13 protein-coding genes are annotated in these 17,687 nt (G+C 45.8%); 5 read left to right on the top strand and 8 right to left on the bottom strand.

From position 1 onward, the window contains the following. Window positions 1–56 precede the first annotated feature (56 nt). Together NJD71_RS03200 and NJD71_RS03195 are read right to left on the bottom strand one after the other, a co-directional pair. Window positions 57–1,883 (bottom strand): FMN-binding glutamate synthase family protein, encoded by a 1,827-nt coding sequence (locus tag NJD71_RS03200; protein WP_319050513.1) that lies wholly within the window; start codon window positions 1,881–1,883, stop codon window positions 57–59. Window positions 1,884–2,040: 157 nt separating this feature from the next. Further along, window positions 2,041–2,868 carry an IclR family transcriptional regulator gene (locus NJD71_RS03195; protein WP_319050512.1) on the bottom strand — a complete coding sequence of 276 codons (828 nt, stop codon included), beginning with the start codon at window positions 2,866–2,868 and terminating at the stop codon, window positions 2,041–2,043. Between the two features lie 205 nt (window positions 2,869–3,073). Between NJD71_RS03195 and NJD71_RS03190 the strand changes: the two genes are divergently transcribed. Both NJD71_RS03190 and NJD71_RS03185 read left to right on the top strand, forming a co-directional pair. Further along, a complete protein-coding gene (locus tag NJD71_RS03190) occupies window positions 3,074–4,258 on the top strand; it encodes an acyl-CoA dehydrogenase (protein ID WP_319050511.1) in 1,185 nt (394 codons plus the stop codon). 205 nt (window positions 4,259–4,463) lie between these two features. Then, window positions 4,464–5,672, top strand: coding sequence for a CaiB/BaiF CoA transferase family protein (locus NJD71_RS03185; protein ID WP_319050662.1), 1,209 nt, complete (start codon window positions 4,464–4,466; stop codon window positions 5,670–5,672). Window positions 5,673–5,723: 51 nt separating this feature from the next. Here the strand turns inward: NJD71_RS03185 and NJD71_RS03180 are convergent, their stop codons facing one another. Continuing rightward, the gene (locus tag NJD71_RS03180) at window positions 5,724–6,494 is read right to left on the bottom strand and encodes an IclR family transcriptional regulator (protein WP_319050510.1); all 771 of its coding nucleotides are present in this window, start codon (window positions 6,492–6,494) and stop codon (window positions 5,724–5,726) included. A 221-nt stretch (window positions 6,495–6,715) separates the two neighbouring features. Between NJD71_RS03180 and NJD71_RS03175 the strand changes: the two genes are divergently transcribed. The 3 genes from NJD71_RS03175 to NJD71_RS03165 all read left to right on the top strand — a co-directional run bounded on the left by NJD71_RS03175 (window position 6,716) and on the right by NJD71_RS03165 (window position 11,310). Continuing rightward, window positions 6,716–8,179: an NAD-dependent succinate-semialdehyde dehydrogenase gene (locus NJD71_RS03175; protein ID WP_319050509.1), complete on the top strand. Its 1,464-nt coding sequence runs from the start codon at window positions 6,716–6,718 to the stop codon at window positions 8,177–8,179. Between the two features lie 136 nt (window positions 8,180–8,315). Continuing rightward, a complete protein-coding gene (gene gabT, locus NJD71_RS03170; protein WP_319050508.1) occupies window positions 8,316–9,575 on the top strand; it encodes a 4-aminobutyrate--2-oxoglutarate transaminase in 1,260 nt (419 codons plus the stop codon). Between the two features lie 292 nt (window positions 9,576–9,867). Next, complete coding sequence (locus NJD71_RS03165; protein ID WP_319050507.1) at window positions 9,868–11,310, top strand: APC family permease; 1,443 nt, start codon at window positions 9,868–9,870, stop codon at window positions 11,308–11,310. Between the two features lie 132 nt (window positions 11,311–11,442). Here the strand turns inward: NJD71_RS03165 and NJD71_RS03160 are convergent, their stop codons facing one another. From NJD71_RS03160 to greA, 5 genes are all read right to left on the bottom strand, one after another. Then, a complete protein-coding gene (locus NJD71_RS03160; protein WP_319050506.1) occupies window positions 11,443–12,822 on the bottom strand; it encodes a glycosyltransferase in 1,380 nt (459 codons plus the stop codon). A gap of 149 nt (window positions 12,823–12,971) precedes the next feature. Then, window positions 12,972–13,844, bottom strand: a complete 873-nt coding sequence (locus tag NJD71_RS03155) for a TIGR03915 family putative DNA repair protein (RefSeq protein ID WP_319050505.1) — start codon at window positions 13,842–13,844, stop codon at window positions 12,972–12,974. 77 nt (window positions 13,845–13,921) lie between these two features. Then, window positions 13,922–15,190, bottom strand: a complete 1,269-nt coding sequence (locus tag NJD71_RS03150; RefSeq protein WP_319050504.1) for a putative DNA modification/repair radical SAM protein — start codon at window positions 15,188–15,190, stop codon at window positions 13,922–13,924. A gap of 305 nt (window positions 15,191–15,495) precedes the next feature. Continuing rightward, a complete protein-coding gene (locus tag NJD71_RS03145) occupies window positions 15,496–16,398 on the bottom strand; it encodes a hypothetical protein (RefSeq protein ID WP_319050503.1) in 903 nt (300 codons plus the stop codon). Window positions 16,399–16,949: 551 nt separating this feature from the next. Then, window positions 16,950–17,426: a transcription elongation factor GreA gene (greA, locus tag NJD71_RS03140; RefSeq protein ID WP_057760725.1), complete on the bottom strand. Its 477-nt coding sequence runs from the start codon at window positions 17,424–17,426 to the stop codon at window positions 16,950–16,952. Window positions 17,427–17,687 lie beyond the last annotated feature (261 nt).

The following is a 17,687-nucleotide window of genomic DNA, read 5'->3' as shown; positions in this document are numbered from 1 at the left end:
TGGCATGTCGAATTTTTATTAGCATTTATCAATAATCAGCATCTTTTACTCATTAATTAACAATCGCCAGTCGGTGGGAAGTTACGAAAGGTATTGTTGACATTGCCGATGAGTTGTCCGCCGTTAGTAGCATCCGAGTGTTCAGAGTCATATTCAGCGTTATATCCAGTACTATGCTCTGTTGGCGCACTCGTCTCCTTACCCTTATCACGTGAGTCCTTGTTATAAGCAATGAGCGCATCGTTATTGGCTAAGAAGCTATCAGGGTTTGCCATGACCCACATTTGATTGAAAATATCGGCACGGGCGCTATGATCGAGCAGGGCGTCTTTGTCCGCAAAATAGAAAAACTTGGACAATAGCTTAATCTGTCCATCATCGAGACGGCGAGCGATATGATAAGGCTGTAATTGGCTAGGATGCTGTAAACCAACAGCACCGACGATGCTGGCGAGCGATTTTAGCGTGTTTTTATGGAAGCTGGCAACGCGTTCTGCTTTGCTTGGGACATCGAGTGCTTGTTGACGGTACGGGTCTTGGGTCGCTACACCTGTTGGGCACGTATTGGTGTGACAAGAGCGAGACTGGATACAGCCAACCGCAAACATAAAGCCACGTGCTGAGTTACACCAGTCTGCACCCAGCGCAATCATGCGTGCAATATCAAAGCCTGAGACAATCTTGCCACTGACGCCAAGCTTGATCTTGTCACGGATACCTGCACCAACCAAGGTATTATGAACGAGCAAAAATCCTTCAACCATTGGCATACCGACATTGTCCATGAACTCGACGGGCGCGGCACCTGTACCACCCTCAGCACCATCAATGACAATAAAATCAGGATAGTTATCTGTCTCAATCATGGCTTTGACAATTGCCATAAACTGCCAAGGTTGACCCACACATAGCTTAAAACCAACAGGCTTGCCGCCAGATAAGTCACGTAGCTGCTGCCAAAAGGCGACAAGCTCGCGCGGTGTGCTAAATGCAGTGTGCGAGGAGGGCGAGATGCAATCTTGACCCGTGGGCACTTGACGGGTATCCGCAATCTCTTGCGTGATTTTGCTTGATGGCAACACGCCACCTTTACCAGGCTTAGCGCCTTGTGACAGCTTGATTTCGATCATTTTAACTTGTGGATCAATGGCTTTTTCGGCAAAAGACTGTGGATCAAAATTACCTTCGACATCACGACAGCCAAAATACCCAGTACCCAACTCCCAAATCAAATCACCACCGAACTTACGATGATGAGGACTGATAGCCCCTTCGCCCGTATCATGCGTAAAGCCGCCTATTTTTGCACCCTGATTGAGTGCCATAATGGCGTTCGCTGATAGACTACCAAAACTCATCGCTGAGATATTAAATACCGACATGTCGTGTGGCTGCTGACAACGCTCGCCGCCCACCGTGATGCGAAAGTCTTTGTTTTCTAGTGGGGCACTGATAGCAGATTGCAAAAACCATTCTTTGCCATGAGTATAGAGATTGTCCAAGGTCCCAAACGCATTGGTGTCGCTGACGTTCTTTGCCCGCTGATACACCAAAGCACGCTGTTGGCGTGAAAACGGTACTTGTTCTTTGTCATCCTCAAGCAAATACTGACGAATCTCAGGACGAAAATCTTCCAATACATAGCGAATATGCCCAGCTATTGGGTAGTTTTTTAGCACTGAATGCTTGGATTGAGTCAAATCATAAATGCCTAATGCAACTCCTAAGCCGCCAATCAGAATCAGCCAGCCATGCATCAGTAGCAACCCTGCTAATAGTAGACAGATGGCTGCCCCAAACATACTATAACGCAGCAATAATCCGATAAAATACGGTGAGCTGGTTTTGACTTCAGGATTTAGGTTGGTGCGAGATTCAGGCATAACGAGGCTCAATAGTTATTCTTTGGATAGATAAGATGCTTACATTTGTCGCGTACATCATACACGTATGAGGTCGCGACGTCGGTATCAATGGGTAACAGCCTTGCATATGCTATCTTATCAGGCCAATTTTTATCAGGCTTTCACCCATAGCTAATTAAACCCCACCACCAATCCGCTCCGCCAACGTTTGCAATTTCGGCACTATCATCGCAGCATACTCATCCGCTTCCCAGTTGGCACTTGGCACACTGGCATTCAGCGAATACGCGTATTGCCCCGTAGCGACATCGTATACACCCACCGCTACTGCTAGTATGTCAGTAGAGAATTCCCCGTCAGATACGGTATAGCCGTACTGCTCATAGTGCTCTGCCGCGCTGGCTAGGGCAATTTGCGCATGGTTGAATTCTTCATCAGATAAATTCTCTTGTAGATTGCTAATGATAACCGTCTGTCTCGCTTGCGAGCTTACCGCATAAAAAGCACGTCCAATGGCAGTGCGTGCGACAGGTACAGCGGAGCCAACCTGTAAGTTGACCGATAGTCGAGCAGGGCTACGACAGCAGGCGTGATAGCGCATTTCTCCTTCGACTTCGGTCGCTAGATTCACTGATACTTCATTTTCACTAGCGAACTGACGTAATAGTGGCTCAGCTGCTGCCACCATATCGTGACGACTCCATGCAGTCGCACTAAGACGTACCGCACTACTGCCCAATTGATATTGCCCGTATTTATTCGTACGCAATAACCCAAGCGTAATTAAAGTATGGATAAGGCGAGTGATGGTTGCTTTTGGTAGATCTGTCATCTGACACAATTGCTGATGGGTGAGTTGCTCATCATGTTCAAAAGCAGCCAAGATGACCAATCCACGACCTAGTGCCATCACAAACTGGCGATCGTTATCTTTTTTGCTCTGTTTCATGATGCCATGCATGCGTTCTAATAGTGGCGTAGCTGTCGATAAGGGTTTTGTCATTTTATTTCCATTTGTCTTAATGATTATCTCTTTTGATGTCTATTTTTTGATAAAGGTTTACAGGGCGGCAAAAGTTTGTTTTAATAGTTTTAATTTATGAAACTAAGTTTCGCACAGCGGAATAACGAAGTCAACCACTTGTTAAACCAAATGATGTATCAATCACTATTTGTCAGTCGGGATGACTGATACCAAGGAGATCTAAATGGCAACATCTACCAGCCCGCGCTTTGATTGGGAAGATCCTTTTTTATTACGTGACCAGCTTACTGAAGAAGAACGCATGGTCACCGACAGCGCTCGCCAATTTTTTCAAAAAGAGCTGATGCCAGGCATCGTTGAAGCCAATCGTAATGAGAATTTTGATCGTAATATCATGCGTCAAATGGGCGAGATGGGTCTGCTGGGTGTGACTATCGAGGGCTACGGCTGTGCTGGTTTATCGAGTGTTGCTTATGGCCTAATTGCTAAGGAAGTAGAAGCCGTTGATTCGGGCTACCGTTCAGCGATGAGTGTACAGTCAAGCCTAGTGATGCATCCGATCTGGGCATATGGCACAGAAGAGCAAAGAGAAAAGTATCTGCCAAAGCTTGCTACAGGTGAATACGTCGGCTGCTTCGGTCTAACTGAGCCAGATTCGGGGTCAGATCCGTCATCGATGTCAACGCGTGCGCGCGCCGTTGATGGTGGTTACGAGCTGACGGGTAATAAAATGTGGATCACCAACAGCCCTATCGCAGATGTGTTTGTGGTTTGGGCAAAAGATGATGCGGGCGAGATTCGCGGTTTTGTTTTAGACAAAGGCATGAAAGGGCTGTCTGCACCGAAGATTGAAGGTAAGTTCTCACTACGTGCCTCGGTCACCGGTGAGATCGTTATGGACAAAGTATTCGTCCCTGAAGCCAATGCTTTCCCAAATATTCGTGGTCTAAAAGGACCATTTGGCTGCTTAAATAAAGCCCGTTACGGTATCGCTTGGGGCTCGATGGGCGCAGCAGAGTTCTGCTGGAAAGCTGCTCGTCAGTACACGCTAGATCGTAAGCAGTTCGGTCGTCCACTTGCTGCAACACAGTTGGTACAGTTGAAGCTCGCCAATATGCAGACAGAAATCAGTCTAGGTCTACAAGCCGCGCTACGTGTGGGTCGTTTGATGGATGAGAGCAATGTCGCCCCTGAGATGATCTCCATGATCAAGCGTAATAACTGCGGTAAGGCGTTAGATATCGCTCGTATCGCTCGTGATATGCATGGTGGTAACGGTATCTCTGATGAGTTCCATATCATCCGTCACGTGATGAACTTGGAAGCGGTCAACACTTATGAGGGCACACATGATATCCACGCGCTTATCCTAGGCCGTGCCCAGACAGGTATTCAAGCATTCTTTTAAACTGATGTTAAGTTAAACATTCAGATCTAAGACATGCCCTAACGTACGTTGCTGCTTGGCTTTTTACGAAGCATATCTAAGCAGTAGCGTACGTTTTTCAGTTGTTCTTCATGATTTAACAGCTTAGCAATTACATCCTGAAGAACAACTCTATAATCAAAAAAACAAAAAATACGTGACACAATAAGGAAGTTTTATGGCAGATATGACTGATATAGCTAATATGCCAGAGGGCGCATTGCACGGTATAAAAGTGCTTGATTTATCGAGAGTGTTGGCAGGGCCTTCTTGCACGCAAGTGCTCGCTGATCTGGGCGCAGACGTTATCAAGGTTGAGCGTCCACATATCGGTGATGAGACGCGGCACTGGGCACCGCCAGTATTCAGTGACGATACCTCCGCTTATTACGCGACCATTAACCGCAATAAGAAATCATTGACAGTGGATATCACAACGCTAACAGGACAAACCATTATTAAGCAGCTCATCGCTGAGAGTGATATTTTGGTCGAAAACTTTAAAGTCGGTGGTCTGAAAAAATACGGCTTAGACTATGACAGTCTCAAGCAAGACCATCCGCGTTTGATTTATGCCTCATTGACAGGGTTTGGTCAGACAGGACCAGATGCGGCGCGTCCGGGTTATGATTATATTATTCAAGGGTTATCAGGGCTGATGAGTATCACGGGTCCTAGCGATGGCGAACCGCACAAAGTTGGCGTCGCAGTGGTTGATCTGTTTGCAGGGTTACAGCTGACAATAGGTATTCAGGCGGCGCTATTGGCGCGTCAACATACTGGTACTGGCCAACACGTAGACGTCGCGTTGCTTGACAGTGCGCTGTCTATGCTAGCCAATGTCGGTATGAATCATCTGGCATCAGATAAGATACCGCCAAGACTGGGCAATCAGCATCCTAATATCGTGCCGTATCAGGTGTTTGCCGGCGAGGGTAAGCAGCACTTTATCTTAGCTTGCGGCAATGACCGTCAGTTTGCCAAACTGTGCGATGTGCTCGCAGTTGACTGGCATACCGATGAGCGTTTTGCGACCAACCCACAACGCGTTGCCAATCGCGAGCTACTGTGCGGTGAGTTGACTCAGCAATTCGCCAAGCAACCGCGTACATACTGGCTAGAAGTATTAGATCAGGCGGGTATTCCGTGCGGCGCCATCCATAATGTCGCTGAAGCGTTGGCCATGCCGCAAGCACAAGCACGAGAGATGATCGTCAATTTCACCGAGCAAGGTAGCCCAGTCAGAGCACTCGGCAGTCCTATTAAGTTGTCCGCATCGCCTGTTAGTTACCGTACACCACCACCGCAGCTCAGTGAGCATACTGACAGTACACTTACTGATTTGGGTTATGATAGTGGGATGATTGCTAAGCTAAAAGCCGACGGTATTGTTTAATAGCATTTTTTGGATTGTTTTTTAGACCTGCACCGATATTCAATCCTAATGCTATCTTTCAGCGTTAGGATTAAAGCCCAAACACTGCTCAATCTGCTCCGCCAATTCAATCAGTACCGCACTGACCTCAGCTCGTTTGGACTCATACTCTCCTTGCAAAAAACTCACTGCCATACCAGCAACCGCTGTACCTGACGCATTACGGATATAAGTACCCAAACAATACATCCCATCACGCAGTTGCCCATCATCGAGTGATATTCGACTTTCTTGAATTGCCTCAAGCTCAGCGGATAAGTCCGCAAAATTATTGACCCCGTGCTGGGTCATAGGTACCGGAAACTTTTCTTCATACAATGACTTGATACTGTCCATAGACAATGTAGATAGCATGGCTTTACCTGTCGCTGAAAACACCGCAGGCACGCGCACGCCGGCACGAAACGTAAAGCCAAGCGGGGCGGGTGATTCATGACAAGCCAAAAACACCACTTCTCCCAAATCCAGCTTTGACAACGTGACAGTGTGCTGAAGCAGCACTGGATACTGCACAATCAAATCTTTAAATAGCTGTACAACACCCTGCTGCTGCTCATACTTACCTGCCCAATACATCAAATAAGAGCCAAGGTGAAAGCGGCTGTCAGTATCTTTATAGATGACATGCTTGGTCAGCAGACTCTGCAAAATATTGTGGGTGGAGCTGCGCGGTAGCCCAAGCTCTTTTGCGATATGAGCCGCAGTGAGTGGCTGTGAGCTATCGGTAATCAAATCCAAAATCTGAAACGTTTTGTCTAATGCAGGCACGGCAGTTGAGCTCATAAGTAACCTATAACAATGAAATAAAAGAAAAATACAAGGTAATTATTAAAATAATGAGATTAAAGGTTGCAAATCGCGTCTTATCGTTCTTATAATGACGTCTCGTATATAGAATACGTGTTCAGTATATTGAACAATAATAAATTTATCAATAAGTATTTACCACTCACGATTATATCCATTCTTATAACCATACCATCTATATGACAAGGAGCGTCAATATGTCAAATACGCTACAGTTATCAAATCCAGACTTACTCAAACAATCTTGTTTCATCAAAGACGGCTGGCATGCTGCTAGCGATAACGCCTCACTCGATGTAAACAATCCTTTCAACGACGAGCTCATCGGTACAGTACCAAGCCTTACAACGAAAGATGTCAATGAAGCCGTTGCTTATGCCCATGAAGTACAAGCAGAGTGGGCTGCAAAAACTGCCAAAGAACGCTCAGAGTTGCTACAAAAGTGGGCGGATCTTATCGATGCCAATAAAGAAGATCTTGCAATCATTATGACTGCTGAGCAAGGCAAGCCACTTACTGAGTCACGTGGTGAGATTGGCTATGCCAATAGCTTTATTCGCTGGTTTAGCGAGGAAGGCAAGCGCGTTTATGGTGATGTCATTCCTGCCAACAGTACTCAATTGCGTCACGTTGTGCTCAAGCAGCCAGTCGGCGTTTGCGCAGCAATCACCCCTTGGAACTTCCCAGCAGCGATGATCACGCGCAAAGTTGCACCCGCAATGGCAGCAGGCTGTACGATTATCGTCAAACCTGCCACCGAAACACCGTTTTCAGCATTAGCGCTCGGTGCATTAGCAGAGCAAGCAGGTATTCCTGCAGGCGTACTACAGATCGTGACAGGCAAATCATCAACCATTGGCGAAATCCTAACGGGCGATGCTCGTATTCACAAATTGTCATTCACTGGCTCTACAGAAGTCGGTCGTACGCTTATGGCACAATGCGCGCCAACGATCAAAAAGCTGTCATTAGAGCTGGGTGGCAACGCGCCATTTATCGTTTTTGATGATGCCGATCTTGAGAAAGCCGCTGCAGGTCTCATAGCTTCCAAATACCGCAATGCAGGTCAGACCTGTGTGTGCGCCAACCGTGTCTACGTGCAGGACAGCATTAAAGACGAGTTCTTAGAGATTTTCGTCAAAAAAGTCGCTGCGCTAAAAGTGGGCAATGGCTTGGAAGAGGGCGTCGATATTGGCCCACTAATCAACCGAAAAGCATTGGATAAAGTACAAGCCCTGCTCAAGGACGCTCTAGACAAAGGCGCCAAACTGGTTACTGGTGGTAGCGTCAATGATGCTTCTGAACTGACGTACAACCCAACGGTGATCACTGATATCAGCAGTGATATGGATATTGCGTCTGAAGAAATCTTTGGACCAATCGCTACAATCTTCACATTCAAAGACGATGCAGAAGTTATCCGTGCTGCTAACGATACGATTTATGGCTTGGCCGCTTACTTTTATAGTAGTGATTATGCCCGCTCATGGCGCGTTACCGAAGGTCTGGAGTACGGCATCATCGGCCACAACACTGGTTTGATTTCTACAGAAGTTGCCCCATTTGGCGGTGTGAAGCAATCTGGCTTTGGCCGTGAAGGCTCAAAATACGGTATCGAAGACTATATCACGACCAAATACTGGTGCTCTGATATCAGCTAACAAAGTTTTGAATATCTTTGGTGCCTTGAAAAAGGTGCCATTCGATAGTCAACACGTATGAATTAAGTCACCCCTTACTACAAACCGCCAATCCCTAGATGGCATCTATGTTACGAACACAGAAAAGGACATTCCCATGACTACCAATCAATCATTACTTGAGCGCCGCAAAGCTGTTTTACCAACAGGACTTGGGGTTGCCTTTCCTATCTTTGCAGAACGAGCAAAGAACTCAGAAATTTGGGACATCGAAGGCAAGCGTTATATCGACTTTGTCGGTGGTATCTCAGTATTGAACACCGGTCACAGCCATCCAAAAATCACCCAGCGTGTGCATGAGCAGCTCGACAAATTTACGCATACTGCGGCGCAAATGATCAACTACGAGTGTTACGTAGACTTGGCAGAAAAACTGTGCGAAAAAGCGCCAATCAGCGGTGATAAAAAAGCGTTCTTTTTGACCACTGGTGCAGAAGCGGTCGAAAACTGCATCAAGATTGCGCGTGCTAAAACCCGTCGTCCAGGTGTGATCTCTTTTGTCGGTGGCTGGCATGGTCGCACGATGATGTGCATGAGCTTGACTGGTAAAGTACTACCGTACAAAAAGAACTTCGGCCCAATGCCAGGACCTGTGTTCCATGCGCTGTTCCCTGCAGAAGAGTTGAATGTGACAGAAGCGCAGGCATTACATAGCCTTGATATGATCTTCCAAGCAGATATCGACCCTAGCGAAGTGGCCGCAATGATCGTTGAGCCAGTCCAAGGCGAGGGCGGCTTCCATCAGGTGACGCCATCATTCGCCAAGGCACTACGCGAGATCTGTGATGAGCATGGCATCGTACTTATTTTTGACGAAGTGCAATGTGGTTTTGCCCGTACAGGTACGTTGTTTGCTACTGAACAGCTGGGCGTTGAGCCTGATTTGATGACGGCTGCGAAGAGTTTGGCAGGTGGTTATCCTATCTCTGCGGTCATCGGCCGTGCTGATATCATGGATGCCCCGCAAGTTGGCGGTTTGGGTGGTACTTATTCTGGTAACCCACTCGCCTGTGTGGCTGCGCTTGCTGTCATGGAAGTGATCGAAGAAGAAAACCTATTAGAGCGTAGTGTGGAGATTGGCGATACCATTGCGTCTTTCCTAAAAGGCTTGAATCTAAGCAGCATCGGTCATATCCGCTATAAAGGCGCTATGCTTGCGTTCGAGTTGATTGATAGCGAAGGCAAGCCTGATGCCACAGCAGCAGCCAACCTAAAAGCAAAATCATTTGAAAAAGGTCTCCTATTAGCGTCTTGTGGTATGTATGGCAATGCTATTCGCGTCATGGTGCCATTGACAGTTGAAGATGAAGTACTACAAGAAGGTCTTGATATCATCAAAGATATCCTAACGGCTTAATAGTTACCGAGTGTCATTTACTGTAGCGATGGATCGCTTTTGACCAAACACGGATTTTGGTCAAAAAGTTATATTTAAGATAACGGCAAGGCCGCCCTCGTAGCACTCATTTATGGTGTGTTTCTGAACGGCGTCTTGCCAGTCAAGACGCCGTTTTTGTTTTTTGAATATTAGAAAATATCAAACGATAAGGTCTGGGCAAACCAGTAAATATGATGGGTTTATCCCAATAAATCGAAATAGTGTAGCTATAAGAGGCGTACACGGATGACACACAGACAAGGAGTAGGTTATGTCTGAATTAAAAAAATCGTTAGGTGTTTTTGACATCATTGCACTGGCATTCGGTGCGATGGTTGGTTGGGGATGGGTAGTACTGGCAGGCAGTTGGATCATCTCGGCAGGTATATGGGGGGCCATCAGTGCCTTTTTAATCGGTGGTTTGGTCGTTGTGCTCATCGGCGTGACCTATGCTGAGTTGGCTGCATCCATGCCTATTACTGGGGGTGAGCATACATATACCCATCGTGCACTAGGAGTAAACATTTCCTTTATTTGCTCATGGAGTATTTTGTTTGGTTACTTCTCTGTCGTGGCTTTTGAGGCGGTCGCATTGCCTACCGTTGTTGAGTATATCATTCCAAATTATAGCCAAGGCTATCTCTGGAATATCGCTGGCTGGGATGTCTATGCTACATGGGTCGCTGTCGGTATGCTCGGCTCAGTGATTGTCACATGGCTCAATATACGCGGTTTAGAAGTCAGTGCTTGGTTTCAAAAGCTGGCCGTCGTAGGTATTTTTCTTGTCGGTATATTATTATTCGTTGGGGCATTATTGTTTAATGCTGAGACCTCTACTACCGTACAAGCGCCTAACTTCATCGGTGGTATAGGCGGCATCATGACGGTAATGGTAATGGTACCGTTTTTGTTTGTGGGCTTCGACGTTATCCCGCAAGCTGCAGAAGAGATTAATTTATCTCGTCCAAACATCGGCAAGTTCTTGATTGTGTCTATTATCATCGCCGTGCTTTGGTACGTTGCTGTCGCATGGAGTGTGGGCAAAACCTTGCCACTACTACAAGCGCAAGATTCGACATTGGCAACCGCTGATGCGATGACCAATGCTTGGAATGGTAAATGGGCAGGTACGCTACTGGTTATTGGCGGTGTGCTTGGTATTTTGTCAAGTTGGAATGCGTTTCTTATTGGTGGTAGTCGTCTGCTATATGCAATGGGTAAAACGCACATGCTACCGCAGTTCTTATGCAAACTGCATCCTAAGTACAACACCCCAGTCAATGCCATCTTGTTGATCGGTGGCCTTGCAACACTAGCGCCACTCTTTGGTCGTAAAATGCTCGTGTGGATTGTGGATGCGGGCGGATTCGGTATCGTCATCGCCTATACTTGTGTGGCGCTTTCATTCTTAGTGCTGCGCTACCGTGAGCCTAATATGGTACGTCCGTTTAAAGTACCAGCGGGCAAGCTAGTTGGCGTCATTACTATTCTGCTTAGTCTGGGTATGCTGGCACTCTATCTACCAGGTATGCCGTCAGCACTCGTCGCTATTGAGTGGTGGATTTTCCTTGGCTGGACAGTTCTAGGGGCTGCATTATATGGCTATGCGACGATGAAAAACCCTGGCAAGAGCAAAGAGATCATGGATCATGAATTACATGAGCTAAAAATTGCTAACCAGCAGTGGCTAAAAGAAAACCCATATAAAAACTAGTTGTATCTGAATTCGCTAACTAAAAAAGCCTAACGTCAAACGTTAGGCTTTTTTAGTTTACTCAATCAAATAATCATGTCTCTTAAAATTGTTATAAATGAGTTTGTGTGTAAGGTAATTATCACGATCAGCTTATGACTTCTCACTATCCTTAGAGGCTTCCGGGTTTATGTCTATTTTCGATGGTGCTTCTACTTTATTTGGTTCTACTATATTTGCTTCCACCGCATCTGGCTCTGCTGTATCTGATTTTTTCTTAATCAGTTTGACTTTAGGGCGCTTAGGAATAGGCTCGACATGCTTCACCGCTGCACCAACGGCAGGTTTTTTAAGTGCTTTTTTGATTCGCCGGACTGCGATTGCATCGGCTCTGGCTTGCTCTTCTGCTATCGCCGTATCATGTAAGCTTTGATAGACCGCGAGCGTTTTTTCGATCATCTCACGCATCGTAAATTGGTTGGTCATTTCAGGACGAGTCACGCTCTCTAACTGGTTGCGGACGGCTTTACATAACGAGTTAGCGTTGTGTTTTTTGACGAGTCCTTGCGGATAGAGCGGTTGTAGGATCTCACTAAAGGCTGCCTGATCCCAACCAATCACAGGTGTGCCCAGATGTATCGCTTGTAGGGCATTGATGCCAATTGATTCAGGTTCGTTGGCAAGCGCCATAACGATGTTGGCAGCTGAGAGCCATTCGCGCATGTCATTACGCTTGCTGCCCACATAGGTAATACGTTCAGAGAGTCCCAAGCTATTGGTACGCTGGCGAAAGTCTTCATGAATGACATCACCATCTCTGTAATCATCATCCATAATAATGACATGGATATTGGGAAACTGCTCTTGCAGATTACCCAAAATATCAATCAGCCACTCTTGACCATACTCATTTCCGATAACTGTTGGAAAAACGAGCCACTTCTTGTGCTCAAGCTCAGGATATTCGGCAAACGTATGACGCAGCCAATAGACCGAAGGATTGTGCCGATAAGGATAACGCCGAGTATCAATGCCGCGATGAATACGTACGACTTTTTTTGGGTCTACTTCTTCTCGGCGCAGGCCTTTGTGTAGATATTGGGTGACACTATCAGAGACGGTAATAATGGTATCGACATTGAGTAGCGCTTGGGAGTACTTATTGATAGGGTAGAACCCATACATGGTGGAGACCAGCTTTGGGAAATGCTTAACTCGTGCACGGCGCAGCGCTAAATGTAGTATCCATGCAGGGGTACGCGAATGTATATGAATAACATCAGGTTCATACTTTTCGATCAGGTGCCGTAGTGCTGAGACCTGCAGCAATGACAACCAAGACTTTTTATTCATATGTAGCTGATGATAGATATTACCATCGCGCTTGAGCCGTCTGACCAGATCATTGCTCTCATCTGCACTAGAGACGATGATAGAGGTATGCTCGTTTTTGACCAATGCACGCCCAAGATGAAAAATACCGCGCTCGGATTCATCATGCTTCAAAGACGACAGTAAGCGCATAATCTTCATAATAGCGTTGGTCACCGGTTAAGAATATTGAGCTGCTATTGTCAGTTAAAAGCGATTAAAACTCAACCATCAAGATACAAACATGACTCAGAGGTTTGGTTTCTTAAAATATATCAGTATACCTGTCTGGTCGACATGCTTAACACTCACTAACGACGCTTTTGTAGATGCTCGGCATTGGGAAGTACTTGCTTCTCGCTCAAGTACTTCCAATAGCGCTGCGGGAGATACTGTCTATGTAGCTTGGGGTTTTTGCGCTCTTTGATATTGACGTTAATAAAATAACCCTGCCAAAATTTTTGATAGCGCTGCTCATCAGGGCTATGAATACTGGCAGGATTGCGTAAGACGGCATCATCGAGATCGGTAATGGTTTGTAGCTCTGCAGGGCGAGTAGGCGTGCTATTACTTTTATCATAATAAATGCCATAACCACGCGTCAGATCATAGATTGCCCAGTGTTGATCTTGATAGCGCTGGCGAAAGTGCTCACCAATCAATGGTAATACATTGAAGTCAGGTTCGACCCGCGCGAAATAAATATCATCAGTCGTGTGCTCAAAGCGTACAAATGCCTCCATACGATGCTTTTCGCGCCCGACCGACTTGACCGTTTGTGCTAACTCCAGAACGTCTAAATGACCTAAATCTTGCATGATCTGACGGCTAGGGTAGTCGATGGCATACTTGACCACACGAAACAACGTCGTACCGATATCATCCTTCTCCGACAAAAATCCCCATAAAAGATTGCGCATACCAGAGCGTCCTAGCAACGTATTTAGCTTTACCAACACGCGCTCAGCGTTGTCTGCATCCATCGCAACGCTAGTCGCTTGCGCTATCAATGAAGGCACATAGCAATCTCGAGCGGTGAGCTTTAATGAAATGTCGTTTTGCAATCGGTTGGCATAGACATAAAATACCGCACTGAGCCACCCCTCAAAACTTGGTTCATATAGCACGATACTAGGCGTTAACTGACCGATAGCGTAAGCGTCGTTTTGCATAAGTGCTGACATGGTTAGTCCTACATTTTCATCATAAATAGCTATCATAAATACCGTAGCGGAAAGGCTGTTTTTTTAGCAAACACTATCTAAAACAAAGCCAGCTGTCCGCTACGTTGATCTTTAAACTTGGTCTGTGTTTGTGCCAGTACGTACTGACGAAAATTATCGCGTGTCAAGTGAGCCAAATGCTCGTTCTTGCCAGTGGTGGCGATAAAGTATTTGGCACGGTTGACCGCAGCGCCCATCTTTTTTAGGTGATGTAGGGTCAATTGGTTGAACCGACGCGCCTTCACAATTTTCTTGGCAGTTTTGGTACCGACACCTGGTATACGTACAATCATCTCATAGGTCGCTGTCTGAATATTGACTGGGAAATGCTCGCGATGACGTATCGCCCAAGCCAGTTTTGGATCACAATCTAAATCCAAGAATGGTGACTCTGGCTCGACAATCTCGTGCGCGCCAAACCCATAAAAACGCATTAACCAATCTGCTTGATATAGGCGGTTCTCTCGTACCATGGGTACAGGAGTGCCAATCGCAGGCAAGCGGTTGTCAGAGAGCATCGGTACATAACCTGAATAGTAGACACGCTTTAGATCATAGGTTTTATAAAAATGACTGGATAGCTGTATCACCTGTAAGTCAGTCTCATTACTCGCACCAACAATCATTTGACTGGTCTGACCTGCGGGCGTAAATTTAGGTGCTTTTTTGTGGGTTTTACGACTCTCACGGATAGTGATAATCTCTTCTTTAACCGTTTCCATCGGCGCTTTGAGCTGCTCATGTGATTTTTCTGGCGCAAGCAAAGCCAATCCTGATTTGGTTGGAATCTCGATATTGACGCTCAGGCGGTCAGCATAGAGTCCTGCCTCTAGTAGCAGTTCCTTTGACGCGCCAGGGATGGTTTTTAGATGAATATAACCGTTGAAACGCTCGCGGGTACGTAGGAGTTTGGCGACTTCGACCAGTCGCTCCATCGTATAGTCGCCATTTTTGAAGATACCAGAGCTCAGGAACAGGCCTTCAATATAGTTGCGACGATAAAACTGCATGGTCAAGTCCACGACCTCTTCGACACTAAACGCCGCACGCGGGGTGTCATTGCTTTTACGTGAGGTACAATACGCACAGTCATAAATGCAGTGGTTGGTCAAAAGAATTTTTAGCAAGCTGACGCAGCGACCGTCTTCGGTATAGCTGTGGCAAATGCCTGTTGCTGAGGCATCGCCTAAGCCGCCGCCTTGGTTTTTACGTGTACCAGCAGAGGATGAGCAAGAGACATCATACTTGGCAGCATCGGCCAAGATATTGAGTTTGCCCTGTAATCTTTCATAATTGATGTTTGCCATAAGTCGGTTATTACCAATTAATTAATGAACGACTATTTTACCAAAATATGTATTAAGTCATTGTATTTATAAGAAAATTATAAAAATAACACGACAGATAGTGTCGTATACGACAATGGGGATGGGAAGGAGAGGATGGGTGTAGTTATCAATAGTGATTGATGTGAATTATAGAAGCGATGATAAAGAGCCAGTTATAACATAGCGATAGTAGAAGAGTCATATGTCAAAACAGGTCTTGAACATTCAAGACCTGTTTTAGAGCGATATGTATAAAAAACATACGCTATAGTCGAGGCAGATGTTTACTGAACCTTCGCACGTATGACGACGGTTTGATTGCCATTGGCATTAAGATTTGCCAAGTTCCATTTTAGACCAGAGTAATTTTCTTGTATGGTGACCGTATTGCCAACTTGCTGGATGGTTTGATAGGTGTCGCCGCCAGTGGTGGCAAATGTCGGTAGCGGGCTATTCAATGATACCAACTGCACGCCGCTAGGGAGTGAAATCATAGCATTGATATCATTAACGGGCTGCGCTGTAGTATTGGTATAGGTAGTGTGGTATTCAATGACATCACCTGGAGCAATATGATTGGCAGGCACAGCAACTTCACGGCCAGTACCATTTTTCATGATTTTCATCACTTTAGTGTTCGCGTTTACGACACCAGGGGTACTAAAGGTAGGGGTCAACTGCAGGGTATCTAACGTGGTCGTAGTTACTTGACTCGTTGTAGGTTGATTTGTGATGACGGTTGTTGCTGGCGTGTTTATGACCGGCAGCTGAGTGGCTCTAGTAACAGGTAATACTTGTGTCACGGTATTGATAGGTGTGGCGATGACATCTACTTTAGTAACACTGTTGGTCATTCGATTGGTGACGGGTACGCTTGTCACCGTCGTGCTACCTTGAGTGATGACTGCGCTGTTGGCACCTTGGCGAACGACATAGCGTGGCACGTTCGTGACCTGCGTCACCGCATAAGGCATGCCATTTTGCATTGTAATACCGTTCGGTGTTGCCGTGATAGTGGCTGTTTGACCATTGGAGTATTGCTCAACCACGGTAGTGCTACTGCCCGCAGATGAGCTGATAGCGATTTCAGGCGCAGCATGTGCTGAAGAGGCGGCAAGTATCGTACCTGCGAATATAGCAGATACAGTGGTGGTTAGCGCTGTTGGTATATAAGTTCTCATGGTCATAATAGACTCCTTAGCAGTATCAATAAACAAAGTAGCAGTAAGTAAAGCAGCAATAAATAACGCCCAGATAAGCGAAACCCCCGCCAATTGACACCACAAAGTATGCCAAATAACGAGGGTATCAGTACTGACGATAGCCGGTGTCTATGATCAGACCATCATTATCTTGAGTAATGAGCAACGCAGTATGAACTTATTCGAAAGCTCATGGATATGACGTAGCGTCGACTGTGTTCAATATCAACGATGCTCAATATCACAATAATTGCGCACTCATAAACTCAAATAATTATGCGCCAAAACAAATCATGTATAAAAGCTGCATTGTGTAACCAAAGCGGTATAAATGCTATCAATGCGTAATGTCACTTTTCGTTATAACATGGGTTGCATTGAGGACACGCACTAGATCGACAGTCGCATCTATGATGATGAAAAATGTCTACAATTGAATCGAGCGGCTACTTACAAAGTAAATGTTTATTGTCTGGCAATATAAAGCCTTAACTAATAATGTACTGCTTAAATTGTCTACCATTCAGAGCGTATGATTAATCGTAGATAACTTTCATGACTTCGTATTCGACCACACCTTTTGGGGTTTCGATGCGTACTTCGTCGCCTTCAAACTTACCAATCAGACCGCGCGCGATTGGTGAGTTGACTGAGATTTTACCTGCTTTAAAATCAGCCTCATCATCACCAACGATTTTGTACTGCTTCTCTTCTTCAGTGTCCATATTTTCGATCACGACACTCACGCCAAAGACGATACGACCTTCTTTTGGTAGTGTCGAAGGATCGATGACTTGAGCGCCACCAAGTTTGGCTTCGATATCGCGAATACGTGCTTCACAAAACCCTTGTTGCTCGCGAGCAGCATGGTATTCAGCGTTCTCTTTTAGATCGCCATGTTCACGCGCTTCAGCAATTGATGCTGTGATGCGTGGACGGTCAACACTTTTCAACTGTTTTAATTCGGCTTCTAAAGCCGCATGTCCTTGCGGAGTCATTGGGTAACGTTGCATGTTTTTTCCTTAAACCAATAACACCACACCACCTCATAATGAGATGGTGTCAGTGCTGTTGCAATGGATATAAAATATAAAAGAATGATAATTAAGACGTCGTAATAAGTAAGCTGACTATCATTTATGAGTGTATCTCACCTCAATTCAAGCATAGCCACACTTAAGCTTACGTAATAAAAAGCATAGTCGCAATATTGCCACTATGCTTTTGGGTCTATCATGATAAAGGTGTCGCTCTCTGGCAGCGCTCGGTTGTAT

Origin of the sequence: Psychrobacter sp. PP-21 (genome assembly GCF_033790785.1) — a bacterium.
In the GTDB taxonomy this organism is placed as follows: domain Bacteria; phylum Pseudomonadota; class Gammaproteobacteria; order Pseudomonadales; family Moraxellaceae; genus Psychrobacter.
The sequence above is the reverse complement of the archived record's forward strand: the minus strand, read 5'-3'. Positions and strand labels throughout refer to the sequence as shown.